The sequence below is a fragment of the Micromonospora humidisoli genome (assembly GCF_016900955.1).
GTDB lineage: Bacteria > Actinomycetota > Actinomycetes > Mycobacteriales > Micromonosporaceae > Micromonospora > Micromonospora wenchangensis.
The window spans coordinates 265,604-281,288 of the sequence record NZ_JAFEUO010000007.1; the positions used below are offsets into that span (position 1 = coordinate 265,604).

The following is a 15,685-nucleotide window of genomic DNA, read 5'->3' on the forward strand; positions in this document are numbered from 1 at the left end:
CTGTCTATGGAGACAGGTGCGGTTCCCGTTGTCGTTCGGTCCCCGCAGCGGCACGTCGAGACGCAGGCAGCTCGTTCTCTGGGGGAGAGGCCATGGACATCCGGATCCTGGGACCGCTCGTGCTGGCCCACGCCGGCCACGCCGCCACACCGACCGCCCCGAAGCCCCGCAGCGTACTGGGCCTGCTGCTGCTCAACGCGGACCAGACCGTGCCGGTCTCCGCGCTGATCCAGGATCTGTGGGGCGCGTCCCCACCGGTCAGCGCGCTGACCACCCTCCAGACGTACGTGCTCCAGATCCGCAAGTGCTTCGCCGGCCTGCTCGACGTCCCGGTCGCCGAGGTGGCCAAGCGGGTGCTGGTCACCGTTCCGGGCGGGTACGTGCTCCGGGTCGGCCCCGACGAGTTCGACCTGCGCCTGTTCGAACAGCTCGCCTCGGCCGGCCGGCGCGCCCTGGCGGCCGGCGAGAACGTCGACGCGGCGGCGCTGCTGGTGCGCGCCTGCGCGCTGTGGCGCGGCCCGGCGCTCGCCGACGTGCGCGCCGGCACCGTGGCCGAACCCCGCCTCAAGGCGCTGGAACAGACCCGGCTCACCACCGTCGAACAGTGCATCGAGGCCCGCATGCGACTCGGCCACCACCAGGACGTGCTGGCCGAACTCACCCTGCTCATCGCCGAGCACGGGCTCAACGAGAACCTGTGCGCGCAGCTGATGGTCGCGTTGCACCGCAGCGGCCAGCGACGCGAGGCGCTGGCGGTCTTCCACCGGCTGCGCACCTCCATGGTGGAGGAACTGGGGCTGGAGCCGTCGAAGCGGCTGCACCTGCTCCAACAGGCGGTCCTCGCCGACGATCCGGCGCTGGAGGTGGCACCCCGGGACGACGGACTGACCCAGCTGCTCGACCACCTCGCCCTCCAGCGGCCCCGGACCCCGTAGCCGCCCCCGCACCCCGGGGCGGACCGCCCGGGTGGACGACCTGATCACCGGAGCCGGCGACCCGCCCGCACCGCGTCGGTGGCGGTGGACGGGGTGCGGGCCGCCAGCGCGTGCCGTCCCGGCGTCGGCACGTCGTCGCTCCGCCGCTCGCGGAGCACGGCGAGAACGCGGGCGTGCAGCCGGGTCCGGCGCAGCAGCGGGAGACCGTGGTAGATCACGTCACGCATCAGGGCGTGGGCGAACCGCACCCGCCCCGGCGCGGGTTCGACGAGCAGGCCAGCCGTCACCCCGGCCTCCAGCCCGGCCAGGACCGGCTCCTCCGGGCCACCGTCGACCGCGAGCAGGAGGTCGACGTCGACCTCCACACCGCAGACCGCGGCGTGCCGCAGCACCGTCCGTGCGCCCGCCGGCAGCCGCGCCAGCCGGCGGGCCAGCAGGTGCCCGAGGCCGGCCGGCACACCGTCGAACGCCGCCGCCGGCCCCTCCGCCGCGACCAGCCCGGCCAGCTCGATGGCGAACAGCGGATTGCCCGCCGAGCGGTCCCGGACCGTACGCAGCACCGCAGGGTCGTGCACGCCGTGCCGGCGCAGCACCGCGGTGACGGCCTCCGCGTCGAGGCCGCCGAGGATGATGTCGACAGCCGGCACCCCGGCCAGCGCCGCCCGCGCCGCCAGCACGTCGTCGGGCACCTCGTCCGGCCGGTACGTCACCACGACCAGCACCGGAGCGTCGCCGAGCGCGGCGGCGAGATGCCGCAGCACCCGCAGGGTCGCCCCGTCGGCGTGGTGGACGTCCTCGACCACCAGCAGCAGCGGGCCGTGCCCGGCCACCCGGGACAGGTGGGCGGCCAGGGCCCGACGGAGGTGGAACTCGTCGTACCCGTCCCGGGTGTCGTCCGGCCCGTCGGGGTCCGGCAGCGGGTGCAGGCCCCGGTGCGCCGTCTCCCCGGGCGACTGGAACCGCCTGGTGGCGGCGACCACCTCGCGCCACGCCCACGCCGGGGGAGCACCCGCCACCGGCGGGCAGGTGCCGACCGCCGTCGCCCAGCCGGCGTCGGTGAGGACCCCGGCGAGCTGTCGTACCAGCGTCGACTTGCCCGCCCCGGCCTCCGCGCCGAGCCAGCAGACGCCGAGCCCTGACCGGGCGGCCCGGTCGGCCGCCGCCCGCAGCCGGGCCAGCTCCGCGGTACGCCCCCACACCGGGTGCGGGTCCGGTGCGGTCGCCGCCGGTGGCGGGCCGGGCACGGCGGCCACCGGCAGCGGTCCCGGAGCGCAGCGCATCGGCGGCCCGGGGACGGCCGGCTCCAGCCGGGGGCTCTGCCGTAGCAGGTCCGTCTCCAGCGTCCGCAGGGCCCGGCCGGGGTCGATGCCCAACTGCTCGGCCAGCGTCGTCCGGACGGTACGCAGCACGTCCAACGCGTCGGCCTGCCGGCCGAGGCGGTACAGGGCGACCGCGAGCAGCATCGCGGCCTGTTCCCGCAGCGGGTGCTCGCGGACGTGCGGGTCGAGGTCGCGTACTACCTCGTGCGGCCGGTCGAGTTCGAGCAGCAGCCCGGCGCGCTGCTCGACGGCGGTCGACCGGAGCCGGGCCAGCCGCTCACCCTCCCGGTCCGCCCACGGCTCCCCACCGAATTCGGCGTACGGGGTGCCGGCACCCCAGCAGGCGAGCGCCGCGTCGAGGACGGTGAGCACGGCGACGGGCCCGAGCGCGGCGTCCGGCGTCGCTGAGCGCAGGGCCGCCTCGAACCGCCAGGCGTCCACGTCTGCGGTCGGCAGCCGCAGGGCGTACCCGGGGGCGACGGTGACCAGGACCCGGGCGGGGGTCCGCGCGCGCCGGTCCGGTTCCAGGACGCGGCGCAGGTTCGACACGTACACCTGGAGGGCGGCCTGGGCCCGGGGCGGCGGGTCTCCCGCCCAGAGATCGTCGACGAGCCGGTCCACCGACACGACGTGGCCGCCGCCGGCGACGAGCCGGGCCAGCACCGCGCGTTGCCGGGGTGCGCCGAGGTCGACAGGCGTGCCGTCCCGGGCGGCCCGCACCGGGCCGAGCACGCCGATCGTCGTCACGTCCGGACCCCGCTCAGCGGGTGGAGATGCCTCCGCTGAGCGCGGCGGAGGTCAGCCCCGCCTCGTTCGAGACCACCACAACGTGCACGAAGGCCTGCGGCATGTGGGTGAAGTGCCAGGTACGCCGCCCGGTGTCCGGGGTGCCGTAGATGACCGCCCGCGCGACGCCGACCTCCGTGGTGGGGATCGGCGCACCCCAGGTGGGCTGCGGGATCGGCAACGAGGGCCCGCCCGGCGGGGTGGTCGGCAGCCCCGGGTCGGTCGGGGTGTCGTCCGGCGTGGTCTGCAGCCAGCTCAGGTCGATCCGGTAGTTGTCCTCCCGCACCGAGTTGTCGGTGAAGGTGACGTCGAGCGTCCGCCTGCCCTCCTGGTAGCCGGCCGACAGCGTCAGCCCGCTCGGCGTCGCCGGGCTGATCCGGTACTGCGGGCAGGCCAGCGGGACGACCTCCGGCACCGGCTGGCTGCCGTCGGGCACGTTGTTCGCGGTGACGCAGAACGTGTGCACCCCGGCCAGCGCCGAACTCGGCACGGTGAACGAGAAGCCGACGAAACCGCCCCGCTCGACGTGCCACAGGTTCGCCGGACGGGTCACCGCCGGCGGCACGGCGGTCTGCGCCGTCACCTGCACCGGGCCGCCGTTGGGGTCGCTGGCCCAGCCACTGACCCGGACCGCCCCACCGACGTACTCCCACGACTCCAGCCAGCCCATCGGGTACTTGTCGCTGCCCACCGGCGGGGGAGTCGGCTCGACCGGGCTGTCGTCGCAGGCCGACGGCGGGTCGGGCACGTCGCAGTTGGGGCGGGCGAGCGCGCTGCCGGCGGCGGTCACGGTCAGCCCGGCGCTGAGGGCGAGCGTCAGGCCGATGGCGAGGATTCTCTTCATACCCCCAGCACAGCAACCACCACTTGGCGTCCACCTGGCGTGCCGGGTGGTGGCCCCGTTCAGCCGTCACCAAGTGACGCCGGGTCCCATCGGTCAGGGCAGCGACCTGCCCGGGGTGCGGTCGCGCCAGGACGGAGGAAACGGTATGGGCACCATGGTGGTCACCGGATCGGTGGACGGCATCGGCCGGTGTGCCGCGGCGCGACTCGTCGCCGCCGGGCACCGCGTCGTGCTGCACGCCCGCGACGAGCAACGGGCGGCGGTGGCCAAGGCGGCCGTCCCGGACGCGGCCGGGGTGGTGGTCGGCGACCTGGCCTCGCTGGCGCAGACCACGGCGCTCGCCCGGTCGCTGGCCGCGTTCGGCCGGTTCGACGCGATCGTGCACAACGCCGGGATCGCCCGTCTCGACGCCGTCGAACGGGAGTTGACCGAGGACGGGCTGGAGTCGACGTTCCAGGTCAACGTGCTCGCGCCGTACCTGCTGACGGCGTTGCTGCCGCCGCCCGGCCGGCTGGTGTTCGTGTCGTCGGCGATGGCCGCCGACGGGCTCGCCGACCTGGGCGACCTGCGGTACGACACCCGCCGCTTCGACGGCGTCGAGGCGTACGCCACCTCGAAGCTGCTGGACCTGGCGCTCGCCGTCGCCGTCGCCCGCCGCTGGCCCGCCACCCTGAGCAACGCGCTCGACCCCGGCTGGGTGCGCACCCGGATGGGCGGTGCGACCGCCCCGACCAGCCCCGACGATGCCGCCCGCGCCCAGGTGCGCCTCGCCGTGGGCACCGACCCCGACGTGCTGGTCAGCGGCCGGTACGTCAGCGCCCGCGACTGGCGGCCGTCGCCGTCGCGGCTCGCCCCGCTCGGGGAGGACCTGCTGGCCTACTGCGCGCAGCTCACCGGCGTCCCCCTGCCCGACGCCCGACCGAGCTGACCGGCCGGCGACGGCTCCGCGCCGGTCGGCGGGGGACCGCCCGACCCCGGTCCCACCGTGGTCGTCCCCGGTCACGCCGACCGGCCCGGGACCGGGGCGGTGGGGGCCTCGGCCGGGCTGGGCGCGCCCAGCCCGTGGTCGCGGGCCAGGGCGATCGCCTCGGCGCGGCTGCCCAGGTGCAGCTTGACCAGGATGACCGAGACGTTGTTGCGGACGGTCTTGGCGCTCAACCCGAGCCGGTGCGCGATCAGCGGATTCGACAACCCCCGGGCGAGCAGTTCGAGGACCTCCCGTTCCCGGTCGGTGAGCTGCGGGAACGGGGCGTCGGCGCGGCCGCCCAGCAGCGCGCCGGCCCGGTCGGCGAGCGGACCCCCGAGGATCAGGTCGCCGCCGGCCACCCCCCGGATACCCCGCTCCACGTCGGCGGCCGAGGCGCCCTTGAGCAGGTAGCCCCGGGCTCCGGCGCGCAGCGCGGCGACCAGGGACGCGTCGTCGTTGAGCATGCTCACCACCAGCACCCGCACCGACGGATGGTCGCGGCGCAGCAGCCGGGTCACCTCGATCCCCGACCCCTGGCCGAGGTGCAGGTCCATCAGCACCACGTCCGGGCGTACCCGGGCGACGAGCGCCAGGGCGGTCGACGCGTCGGCGGCCTCGCCCACGCACTCGATGCCACCCAGGGTGTCGAGCAACGCGCCCATGCCCAGCCGGAAGACCGGATGGTCGTCCACCACGGCGACGCGGATCGGGGTGTCGGTCACGACTGCTCCAGGGGGACGGTCAGGCAGACGCTGGTGCCCCGGGAGCCGGCCGGCCCCACGGTGAGGGTCGCGCCCACCGCCTCGGCCCGCTCCCGCATCGCGTGCAGGCCGACGCCGTGGCCGGTGGGGCCGGCCGGCAGGCCCCGACCCTGGTCGGTGACGGTGACCCGCAGCCGGTCGGGCCGCTGGTCCAGCGAGACGGTGCACCGGTCCACCCCGGCGTGCCGGTGCACGTTGCGGATCGCCTCGGCGGTGACCCCGTAGGCGGCGGTGGCGACCGGCTCCGGCAGCGGCGTCAGGGTGGCCGGCCCGTGCAGCACGATCCGCAGGCCGGTCCGGGCGTACTGGTCCCGCAGCAGGTGCAGGGCGGGACTCAGGCCGCCGTCGGCGAGCACCGGTGGCAGCAGGCCGTGCGCCATGTCCCGGACCTCCGCCGCCCGTGCCGTCAGCTCGTCGGTCAACCGGTCCAGCAGGTCCTCGGCCCGTTCCGGGTCGCGGCGCAGCAGGTTGCGGGTGGCGGCCAACCCCAACCCGATGCCGCTGAGCGCGGGGCCGAGGCCGTCGTGCAGATCGCGGCGCAGGGAGCGGCGCTCCTCGTCGCGTACCTCGGCCAGCCGTTGCCGCGAACGGGCCAGGTCCCGGTTGGTGCCGGCCAGGTCCACGACCGCGGCGACCACCGGGGCCAGGACGGTGAGCTGCTCGCGGGCCCGGCCGTCGAGCAGCTCACCGGGCAGCGGCCAGGCGTGCAACTGGCCGACGAGCCGGTCGCCGCTGGTCAACGGCACGGTCAACGGGCAGCCGTACGGGTGCGGTGGCGGCTGCGGCGCACCCTCGGTGATGCGTACCTCGGCGAGCCGGAGCGCGGCGGCGATCGTCGCACTGATCTCGGTGGTGCTGCCGACGCTGTGCGCCACCCGGTGCAGCAGCGGCCCCGGGGCCTCGCCGTGCACCAGCCGGTCCACCCGCCGCTGCACCGCCTCGCGCATCGGTTGGAACGCCGCCGCGAGCACCCCGGTCACGACGAGTTGCGGCAGCGGCAGCCGTTGCGGCAGCAGCCGGTCGAGCAGCGCCACCGTCGCGCAGTAGGCGGCGATCACCACCGCGGTCATCAGGTACCACACCAGGGTCCGGCGTACGGCCAACCGCAGCCCCCACAGCTGCTGGCGCAGCACCACCACCGCCACCGCGGCGGGAAAGAACGCCTGCGAGGCGAGCATCAGCAGCGCCGGCAGGGCCGCCGGGACGACCGGAGGCAGCAGGGTGGCGAGGAAGGCGAGGGTGAGCAGCCCGCTGCCGGCCGTCGCCCAACCGAGGCCGTGGCGCTGCGCGGCGGGGCCACGTCGCCACCGCCACCCCAACCCGGCGCAGGCCAGCAGACCGAGCCCGACCAGCGGGTACGGCAGAACGGGCAGCAGCGCGGCCCGGACGCCCCGCAGCCCGTCCGGCAGCGGCAGCACCCCCAGCGGCGTCGGCGCGGTGACGGCGGCAGCCATCGTCACCACCACGTAGCCGACCCCGGCGGTGACCGCGCCCCGGCCGAACCGGTCCAACGACCGGTCCGGCAGTAGCCAGGGCATCACCACGACCAGCGAGTACAGGCCGGGCACCCAGGCCCACCGGTGCAGCGCGGTCAGCACCGGCGGCCCACCCACGGCGAGCTGCCACTGCCCGGCGCAGGCGGCGACCCCGCTGCCCAGCCCTGCCGCGCAGGTGATGACGGCGGGCGTCCGGCTGCCGGTCCGCTGCCGGCTGAGGATCAGCCACGCCAGGGTGCCGTAGACGATGCCGTCCAGCAGGTCGACGAGCGAGTACAGCTGGGTGGCCGACCACGGCGGTGTCGCCACCGACCAGGCGACGACCGCGCCGAGGCTGAGCAGGACGGTGCCGGTGAGCACCGCCCACCCGGTCGATCGCGCGGTCACGGATACGTTCGGCATGGCCGGTCCACTGTCTCAGCATGACCACCACCACCGCCACGGACGGCGTCACCGGCCGCCGTCGGCGACGGGGGCCGCACCAGCACACCCACGGGCTTCCTCCGGGTCACCGCGTGCCGCCGGATCGGCGGACGCGCAGCGCAGCCTGTTCCGCGTCCCGTCCCGCCGGCCAGGGGTGGATGTCCCGCGTCGCCGGGACCGGCACATCGTCCGTCCGGTGGCAGGGGATGCGCGCGGGTCCTAGGGTGACGGCTCGACCGTCCACCGAGGGGGAACCCGTGCCGTCGCACCGACCAGCCCGTTGGCGTACCGCCGCCGTCGCCCTGACCCTGGTCGTCGGGCTTCCCGCCTGCGCCGCGCCCCGCCCGCCCCGCTCGCCGACGCCTGTCGAGCAGACCCCCGAGCGGCTGCGCGACGGGCCCGACCCGTCGCCCTCGCCGGGCCCGGCGTCGGCCTGGTCGGTGTCGCTGCGACGGATCGACCATGAGGTGGGGGAGACCGGTCAGCTCATCGTCATCCCCGACGAGCGGGAGCTGCGGGCGGTGGACCGCGGCACGGGGCAGGAGCGGTGGCGGCACCCGCTCGACGGCGGCTACCGGTACGTGATCGCCGACGGGTCCATCGTGGCCGGCGACAACGACGGCGACGGCGTGGAGGTGCTCGACGCGCTCACGGGGGCCACCCGGTGGCGGGCCGACAGCAGTCAGGACGTCGTCGTGCAGGGCACGGTCGTCCACGCCCGGGAATGCGTCGGTGCCGGCACGAAGGCGACCTGCGTGATCATCGGTCGGGAGCTGGAGAGCGGCCGCCAACTGTGGAAACTGCCCTCCGACCGGTTCGCCCGGGTCAGCGACGTGACCCTCGGCGCGCGACTGCCGTACGCGCCGGCCGCCGGCCGGTACGTCGTGGTGCGGCTGAGTACCTCCGCCCGGGCGGCCACCTACACCCCCGTCGCCCCCACCACCGGGCGGGCCGGCGCCGGGCGGCTGCCGAACCGGGCCTGGTTCGGCTTCGCCGCCGACGACCTGCTGGTCAGCACCGACCACGACCCGCCCGAGGGGGATGGGCGCTGCACGGTCAGCATCGCCAGCGTCGACGCGCGCACCGGGGCGAAGGGCTGGTCCGGCGCGGTCTACAGCGGGCGTCGGGAGGACGGCGAGTGCGCCAAGCGGCTGGCGCACCCCCGCAGCGGCAGGGAGCTGATCGGGGCCGGGACCCGGCTCGTCGCGGTCACCGCCGACGAGCGACCGCAACTGGTCGACCTGCGCACCGGTCGGACGGTCTGGCAGGGTGCCAACGCGGGCGTGCCGATCGACGGCGACGACCGGTCGGTCCTGGTGCGTGACACCGCCGACACCGGCGCGCTGGCGTTGCTCGACCTGGCCACCGGTGCCTCCCGCTGGACCGCGCCCGACCCGGCGCTGCCCGGCACGTCGGCGAGCTGGCGGTCGGCGGTGACGGCCGGGCTGGTGGCGGTCAGCGGAGCCGAGGACGAGCGCCCAATGGTGCTCGTGTACGAGGTGGACACGGGCCGTCAGCTCGGCCGTTTTCCGGGGTGGCTCGCCGGGGCCGGCACGGACTGGGTGGCGGTCAGCCATGCCGGCACCGGCGGCCTCGCGGTCGACCTGCACACCTTCTGACCGACACCGACGGGTGGGCCGTCCGGGCGATCTCTGCCGGGCAGCCCACCCGTCACCGTGCGGGGCCGGCACCGGGCGGTTGCGCACCGCTGGTCGGCGGTGCGCAACCGCCCGGGCACCCGCACCCGACACATGTCAGTCGTCGTCGTCCCGGTCGTCGGAGTCGTCGTCCCGGTCGTCGTCGTCGGAGTCGTCGTGACCGGACCGGTCGTCGTCGTCCGCCTTCTCCTGCTCGGACTTGACGATGTTGCCGTTCTCCCGGTCGACGTCGATCTCGTGCTCGATGTCCCCGTTGATGATCTCCACGCTCCAGACCGGGCGGCCCTCCTCCCGCTCTCGCTCGATCTCGGTGATCCGACCACCACCCACCTTGGCCAGCGCGATCTCACCGGCCCGCTGCTGGCTCACCGCGTCGTCGGTGGCCGGGGCGGTGCTGCCACCAGGCGTTGCCACGGTCGGGCTGCCACCGGGCGTCTCCGCCGTCGGCGTGCCACCGGGGGTGCCGGCTGTCGGCGTGCCGGTGGGGTCCACCGGGGCCGGAGCGGTGGTCGCGGTGGCGGTGGGGCCGGGGGCCCGTTCCGCGGCGGACACGCCGATCGCCGTGCCGGTGACGGCGAGGACGGCCGCGCCGCCGGCGGCGGCCAGGAGCAGGGATGTGCGCTTCATGGTGCGTACCTCCGGAGTTCTCGGTTGGTGCGCTCAGCGTGCTCCGGCGGTGGATAGCGGCGCGCTGCGCCGACCCTAAGCTCCGGTTAAGGCCGACCTGGGCGGTCCGAGCCGCAGCGTCACCACCGCGCCGCCCTGCGCACCCGACCCCAGGTCGAGCCGACCGCCACTGGCCTGCGCGGCCCGCCGTGCGATGTCCAGGCCGAGCCCGGTCGAGCCGGCCCGGCTGGCCCCCCGTTGCACCAGGGCGGCCGGTATCCCCGGCCCCGCGTCGCAGACGGTCAGCGCGGCACCGGCCTGCTCCCGGGTCAACCGGACGGTGAAGCCGGTGCCCTCCGGGGTGTGCGCGAAGACGTTGCCCAGCAGCGCGTCCACGGCCGCGGCCAACTCGTCGGTGGGAACCCCGACCGGCAGCGGCCCGGCCGCGAGGTCGAGGTCGACCGTGCGGCCGGTGTCCTCGGCCAGCACCGACCAGAAGGCGACCCGTTCCCCCACGATCGCGGCGGCGTCGGCGGTGGCCGCGCCGGGATCACCGTCGGCCGGGTCGCTGCGCCAGCGCGCCTGCCGGATCAGCCCGGTCACCGCCCGCTCCAACCCGTCCACGGCCGCCGCCATCCGCGCCGCGTCGTCCGGGTCGCGCAGCGATTCCGCCTCCAGCCGCAACGCCGTCAACGGCGTCCGTAGCCGGTGCGACAGGTCCGCCACCTGCTCGCGTTCCTCCCGCAGCAGCACCTGGATCCGGGCGGCCAGGTGGTTGAGCGCACCGGCGACCTCCCGTAGCTCCGGCGGGCCGGCCGGTTCGGCGCGGGCGGTCAGTTCGGCGTTGGCCAGCCGGTGCGAGACCGAGGACAGCTCGGTGATCGGCCGGACCAGGGTACGGGCCAGCCGGTCGGCCACGGCGAGGCCGAGCAGCACGAGCACGATGCCGAGCGCGGCCAGCACCAGCCAGGCACGGGCCACCCCGGCGGTGACGTCGGCGCGGGGCACCACGGTGCGGATCACGCCGGTGCCGTCGGCCCGGCCCTGCACCGCGATCACGATCTCCCGACCGCCGTCCAGCTCCGCGGTGAGGCTCTGGCCCCGGGCGGCGAGCGCCACCGCCGGGGTACGCGGCTCCTGCGCGCCGAGCACCGTGCCGTCGGGCAGGTAGACGCTGACCGGCCGCCCCGACTCGGCGGTGAGCTGTTCCACGGTCAACCGGATCGTCGCCGTGTCGGCGGTGCCGACCACCGGCACCAACCCCTGCACGTCGGCAGTCGCCCGGACGGTGGCCCGGTCCTCGGCGACGGTGCGCACCAGCAGGGCCAGCGGCACCAGGAAGGCCACCAGGGTCAGGCAGCTGGTCGCCGCGACCAGCAGCGCCAGCCGCCGTCTCATCCATCGTCCCCGATCAGGAGCAGGGTTGCCACCGCTAGGCAGGCTAGCCGGTGCCACCGGCCACGGGCCGGCTCTTAACCTCCGCTTATCCTGCCGCCGGGCCCGGCTTAGCGGCCGGTGGGGCATAGTCGGGGCATGGGTCGCCGTACGCTCCTCGCCACCGCCGGTTGGCTGGCCGCCGCCGTGCTCGCCACCCTGATCGGGGTGGCCGCGATCCGGCTGGTCGGGGAGAGCATCACCGGCACCCCCGGCGGGGTGCGCAGCCAGGCCGAGGTCGAGCGGGCCCTGGCGGCCCCGGAACCGACCCCGGCGACACCGTCGGCCCCGGCGGCGTCCGCGCCGTCGTCCCCGTCCGCGACGCCCGGCCTGCGCCGCAGCTTCTCCACCCCCGGCGGTACGGCGGTCGCCGAGTGCGTGGGGTCCGAGGTGCGGCTGGTTTCCTGGGCCCCGGCGCAGGACTACCGGGTGAAGGACGTGGACCGGGGCCCGGACGACGACGCCGAGGTGACCTTCGCCGGCCCGGCGGGGGAGTTCGAGGTGAACGTGGGCTGCATCGGTGGCGAACCGGTGGCCCGCCCGGGCGAGCGCGACTGAGCTGCGGCTTCCGCACCGACGGGAAACCTGTCGGGTGCCCGCGCGGTCGGCCGGACTAATCACAACCTGTTGATTTTCGATTGCCCAGAGTAATCTCTCCACCCTGTACTGCCAGGGGTGGAGAGGGGACATGGTGGAGAACGGTCCCGACCCGGAAGCCATTGACGACCGTTCCAGCTTCGGCCGGCAGCTCACCGCCCTGCGGCTGCTGGCGGGTCTGACGGTTCGCGAGGTCGCGGAGCGCGCCCAGGCGGGTGGCACGCACAGCACGATCGGGGACTGGTTCGCCGGGCGTGGGCTGCCGTCGCTGGCGTCGCAGGACCTCCTGGTACAGGTTCTGACCGGCTGCGGGGTGGACGACCCGCAGGAGCGCGCCCGCTGGCTCGCCGGGTGGCGTCGGGCCCGGGCGACAGCGGTGCGACGGTCCGGCGCGGAACCGTACCGGGGTCTGAGCCCCTACCAGGCCGAGGACGCCGGCTGGTTCTTCGGGCGTACCGCCCTGACCACCGCCCTGCTCGGGCAGTTGGCCGACCTGCCCCCGGGCCGGGCCGTGCTGCTCGCCGTCGGGGTCTCCGGGGCCGGGAAGTCGTCGCTGCTGCGGGCGGGTCTGATCCCCCGGGTCCGGGCCGCCGGGATCGGTCCCGAGCCGGACTGGGAGATCGTGCTGTGCACGCCGGGCGTCGACCCCCTCGCCGGGCTGCAAGGTGTCGGGGAGACCGGCGAGGGTCGTCTCCTGATCGTCGTGGACCAGTTCGAGGAACTGTTCACCGTCTGCGTCGACGAGACCCGACGGCGAGCGTTCGTCGATCGGCTGTTCGGGCTGGCGGCCGGGCCGCGGGGCGCGGTGGTGGTGATCGGGCTACGGGCCGACTTCTACGCCGAGGCGCTGCGGTTCCCCGCCCTGTTGGCCACCGCCCGCCACCGGCAGCTGACGATCGGGCCGATGACCGAGGACGAACTCCGCGACGTGATCGTCGAGCCGGCCCGCCGGGCCCGGGCGCAGGTCGAACCGGGACTGGTCGAGGTGCTGCTGCGGGACATCCCGCCCGGCTCCGGCTCGCTGCCGCTGCTGTCCCACGCCCTGCTCGCCACCTGGTCGCGGGGCGGCGGCCGGATGACCATCGGCGACTACCGCCGGATCGGCGGGATCGCCGGTGCCGTCTCCGAGACCGCCGAGTCGGTCTTCGCCTCGCTGACCGGGCCGCAGCAGGAACTGGCCCGTCGCCTGTTCCTGCGGCTGGTGCACGTCGCCCCGGAGACCGCGGACACCCGGCGGCGGGTCACTCCGGCGGAACTGGCCGACCTCGACCACAGCGACGGCGAACTCGCCCAGGTCCTGGAGAAGTACGTCGCACAGCGGCTCATCACCACGGCCACGGACACGGTGGAGATCAGTCACGAGACCCTCGTCTCGGCGTGGCCACGACTGCGAGGCTGGCTGGACAGCAACCGCTCCGGCCTGCTGATCGCCAGGCAGCTGCACGTCACCGCCCTCGCCTGGCAGGCGGACGGACACGATCCGGGGCAGCTCTACCAGGGCAGCCGGCTCGCCGCTGCGCAGGCCTGGGCGGCGTCCGCCGACGCCGACCTCACCGCCCCCGCCGCGGAGTTCCTGGCGGCCTCCCGGCGACACTCGCGACGCCGTGCCCGGCGGGTGACCCAACTCGTCACGACGCTGACCGTGCTGACCGCGCTGACCGTCGTGTTCGCCGGGGTGGCACTCGATCAACGCGCCCACGCCGAGCGGCAACGACGCGAGGCCGTCGGGCAGCGCAACGAGGCGGTCTCACGGTTCATCGCCGGCCGGGCCGACAAGCTGCGTGACAGCGATGTCTCCCTGGCCATGCAGTTGAGCCTCGCCGCCTACCGGACAGCACCCACTGTCGAGGCCCGGTCCAGCCTCCTCGACGCCTCCACCGTTGCCCGCTCGACCCGGCTGCTCCCGTTCGCCGGGTCCGCCCAGGCGGTCGCGTACAGCCCGGACGGCCGCCTGCTGGCGGCGGGCGGCACCGACCACACCGTTCGGCTGTGGTCCACCCGTCCCGTGGACGCCATGGCGACCACCGGGGGCACCCCGCTGCCCGGGGTCGACGAGGAGATCTTCGGCGTCGCCTTCGATCCTCACGGCAGCACGCTGGCCGCCGGCGGCGCCGGTGGGACCGTGCGGTTGTGGGACGTGCGTGACCCGGGCCGTCCGGTGCCGCTCCAGTCCTTTCCGGACCCGGCCGGTGCCACCGTGTACGCCCTGTCGTTCAGCGCGGACGGCACCGTCCTCGCCGCCGGCACCGCCGACGGACGGGTGCGACGCTGGGCCGTCCCGGCAACCGCGCAGCCGGTCGAACTGCCGGCCCTGGCCGGGTCCGGCCCCGCTGTGCAGTCCGTCGCGTTCCACCCGACGCGTCCGCTGCTCGCGGCCGCCGGAGCCGACGGGAACGTGCGGCTGTGGGAGACGTCGGCACGGGGCCGCCCGAGGGCGGTGTGCACCGTTTCGGGCGGCGGCGGGAAGATCCTCAGCGTGGCGTTCAGCCCGGACGGCCACACCCTCGCGGCCGGCAGTGCGGAGAAGACGGTCCGGCTGTTCGAGCTGACCGACGCCCGCTGTCCCCGCCCGGTCGGCACGCCACTGACCGGCCCGAACAGCTGGATCAACGCGGTCGCCTTCAGCCCGGACGGCCGCAGCCTCGCCGCCGGCAGCTCCGACAACACCGTCACGGTCTGGGAGGTCGACGGTGGCCGCAGGGTCGGCGTGCTGCCGCAACCCTCCCCGGTGACCGGGGTGAGCTTCACCCCGGACGGCGAGAGCCTCGCCACCAGCAGCACCGACGGCACGGTCCGGCTCTGGCGGACCCCTCCCGGCCCGGTGCTGACCGGGCCGCAGGACGCCGTCTTCAGCATCGCGTACAGCCCCGACGGCACGCGCCTGGCCGTGGCCAGCCGGGACGAGACCGTCTGGTTCTGGGACGTCAGCCGACCGGACGCGCCGAGACCGCTGGGGCCGCCGCTGCGGTCACCCACCACTGACGCGTTCAGCGGGACGATCGCCTTCGGACCGGGTGGCCGGCTACTGGCGGTCGGCACCCGGACCGGCCGGATCCAGGTCTGGGACCTGGCGGGACCCGGACGGCCGGCGCTGGTGCGTACCCTGGTCAGTGGCTCGGCGCTGGTGCAGTCCGTGGCCTTCAGTCCGGACGGCCGGCTCCTCGCCGCAGGCGGTGACGACCACCGGATCACGCTGTGGGACGACGCCGGCCGGCGGGTCGGCGGCACGCAGGTCGGCGCGGCGATCGTGTTGACGGTGGCCTTCAGTCCGGACGGTCGGCTCCTCGCCTCCGCCGGCTCGGACGGTGTCGTCCGGTTGTGGGCGGTGACCGGCGGCGTGGATCCGGTACCGGTCGGCGAGCCACTCACCGGCTTCCACAGCTACGCCTACAGCGTCGCCTTCAGCCCCGACGGCGGCACCCTGGCCGCTGCGAGCGCCGACAGCACCGTGCGGCTCTGGGACGTCACCACGCCGGCCGCCCCGTCGGCGGTCGGCGAACCGCTGACCGGCCCGGCCGGCTACGCGTACATGGTGGCCTTCCGTCCGGACAACCGACAGCTCGCCGTCGCCGCCACCGACGGCACCGTCTGGTTGTGGGACCTCGGCGAGCGGACCAGGCCCACCGCCACGGCCGTGCTGTCCCGCGCCACCGACGCGGTCTACGCGGTGGCGTACAGCCCCGACGGGCGGACGCTCGCCGCCGCCGGCAGCGATCACGTCACCCGGCTCGCCGACACCGACGCCGACCGCGTCTCGGGGTGGGTCTGCGCGACGTCCGGGGCCCCCATCAGCAGGGACGACTGGCGTCGCTACGTGCCAGGCGTCCGATACCAGCCTCCGTGCGTCTGACCAGCCTGT

Annotated in this window: 11 protein-coding genes; 5 read left to right on the forward strand and 6 right to left on the reverse strand. The window is 75.5% G+C overall.

What is annotated here, in order from left to right:
• The first annotated feature begins 92 nt into the window (after positions 1-92).
• Positions 93-935 (forward strand): AfsR/SARP family transcriptional regulator, encoded by an 843-nt coding sequence (locus tag JQN84_RS24885; protein WP_204960976.1) that lies wholly within the window; start codon positions 93-95, stop codon positions 933-935.
• A 44-nt stretch (positions 936-979) separates the two neighbouring features.
• Here JQN84_RS24885 and JQN84_RS32395 read toward each other — a convergent pair whose 3' ends face one another.
• Together JQN84_RS32395 and JQN84_RS24895 are read right to left on the reverse strand one after the other, a co-directional pair.
• Positions 980-3,001 (reverse strand): ATP-binding protein, encoded by a 2,022-nt coding sequence (locus tag JQN84_RS32395; RefSeq protein WP_204960977.1) that lies wholly within the window; start codon positions 2,999-3,001, stop codon positions 980-982.
• Between the two features lie 13 nt (positions 3,002-3,014).
• Positions 3,015-3,884: a hypothetical protein gene (locus JQN84_RS24895; protein ID WP_204960978.1), complete on the reverse strand. Its 870-nt coding sequence runs from the start codon at positions 3,882-3,884 to the stop codon at positions 3,015-3,017.
• 145 nt (positions 3,885-4,029) lie between these two features.
• Between JQN84_RS24895 and JQN84_RS24900 the strand changes: the two genes are divergently transcribed.
• Positions 4,030-4,812, forward strand: a complete 783-nt coding sequence (locus JQN84_RS24900; RefSeq protein WP_204960979.1) for an SDR family NAD(P)-dependent oxidoreductase — start codon at positions 4,030-4,032, stop codon at positions 4,810-4,812.
• A 71-nt stretch (positions 4,813-4,883) separates the two neighbouring features.
• On the opposite strand, the gene JQN84_RS24905 is transcribed toward JQN84_RS24900, so the two are convergent.
• Positions 4,884-5,573: a response regulator gene (locus tag JQN84_RS24905; protein ID WP_307821425.1), complete on the reverse strand. Its 690-nt coding sequence runs from the start codon at positions 5,571-5,573 to the stop codon at positions 4,884-4,886.
• Positions 5,570-7,510: a sensor histidine kinase gene (locus JQN84_RS24910; RefSeq protein WP_204960980.1), complete on the reverse strand. Its 1,941-nt coding sequence runs from the start codon at positions 7,508-7,510 to the stop codon at positions 5,570-5,572. The genes JQN84_RS24905 and JQN84_RS24910 overlap by 4 nt, the downstream gene beginning before the upstream one ends.
• Positions 7,511-7,755: 245 nt before the next feature.
• On the opposite strand from JQN84_RS24910, the gene JQN84_RS24915 reads away from it, so the two are divergent.
• Positions 7,756-9,150: an outer membrane protein assembly factor BamB family protein gene (locus JQN84_RS24915; RefSeq protein ID WP_204960981.1), complete on the forward strand. Its 1,395-nt coding sequence runs from the start codon at positions 7,756-7,758 to the stop codon at positions 9,148-9,150.
• 135 nt (positions 9,151-9,285) lie between these two features.
• Here JQN84_RS24915 and JQN84_RS24920 read toward each other — a convergent pair whose 3' ends face one another.
• Together JQN84_RS24920 and JQN84_RS24925 are read right to left on the reverse strand one after the other, a co-directional pair.
• Positions 9,286-9,816 carry a PepSY domain-containing protein gene (locus JQN84_RS24920; protein WP_204960982.1) on the reverse strand — a complete coding sequence of 177 codons (531 nt, stop codon included), beginning with the start codon at positions 9,814-9,816 and terminating at the stop codon, positions 9,286-9,288.
• A gap of 75 nt (positions 9,817-9,891) precedes the next feature.
• Positions 9,892-11,193 carry a sensor histidine kinase gene (locus tag JQN84_RS24925; RefSeq protein WP_204960983.1) on the reverse strand — a complete coding sequence of 434 codons (1,302 nt, stop codon included), beginning with the start codon at positions 11,191-11,193 and terminating at the stop codon, positions 9,892-9,894.
• A gap of 135 nt (positions 11,194-11,328) precedes the next feature.
• Here JQN84_RS24925 and JQN84_RS24930 point away from each other — a divergent pair, with 135 nt between their 5' ends.
• The gene (locus JQN84_RS24930) at positions 11,329-11,787 is read left to right on the forward strand and encodes a septum formation initiator (protein WP_204960984.1); all 459 of its coding nucleotides are present in this window, start codon (positions 11,329-11,331) and stop codon (positions 11,785-11,787) included.
• A 130-nt stretch (positions 11,788-11,917) separates the two neighbouring features.
• Positions 11,918-15,676 carry an nSTAND1 domain-containing NTPase gene (locus JQN84_RS24935; protein WP_204960985.1) on the forward strand — a complete coding sequence of 1,253 codons (3,759 nt, stop codon included), beginning with the start codon at positions 11,918-11,920 and terminating at the stop codon, positions 15,674-15,676.
• Positions 15,677-15,685 lie beyond the last annotated feature (9 nt).

Coding starts and splice junctions, on each gene's coding strand:
- JQN84_RS24885 (WP_204960976.1), top strand. CDS start 93: ATGGACATCCGGATCCTGGGACCGCTCGTGCTGGCCCACGCCGGCCAC.
- JQN84_RS24895 (WP_204960978.1), bottom strand. CDS start 3,884: ATGAAGAGAATCCTCGCCATCGGCCTGACGCTCGCCCTCAGCGCCGGG.
- JQN84_RS24900 (WP_204960979.1), top strand. CDS start 4,030: ATGGGCACCATGGTGGTCACCGGATCGGTGGACGGCATCGGCCGGTGT.
- JQN84_RS24910 (WP_204960980.1), bottom strand. CDS start 7,510: ATGCCGAACGTATCCGTGACCGCGCGATCGACCGGGTGGGCGGTGCTC.
- JQN84_RS24920 (WP_204960982.1), bottom strand. CDS start 9,816: ATGAAGCGCACATCCCTGCTCCTGGCCGCCGCCGGCGGCGCGGCCGTC.
- JQN84_RS24925 (WP_204960983.1), bottom strand. CDS start 11,193: ATGAGACGGCGGCTGGCGCTGCTGGTCGCGGCGACCAGCTGCCTGACC.
- JQN84_RS24930 (WP_204960984.1), top strand. CDS start 11,329: ATGGGTCGCCGTACGCTCCTCGCCACCGCCGGTTGGCTGGCCGCCGCC.
- JQN84_RS24935 (WP_204960985.1), top strand. CDS start 11,918: ATGGTGGAGAACGGTCCCGACCCGGAAGCCATTGACGACCGTTCCAGC.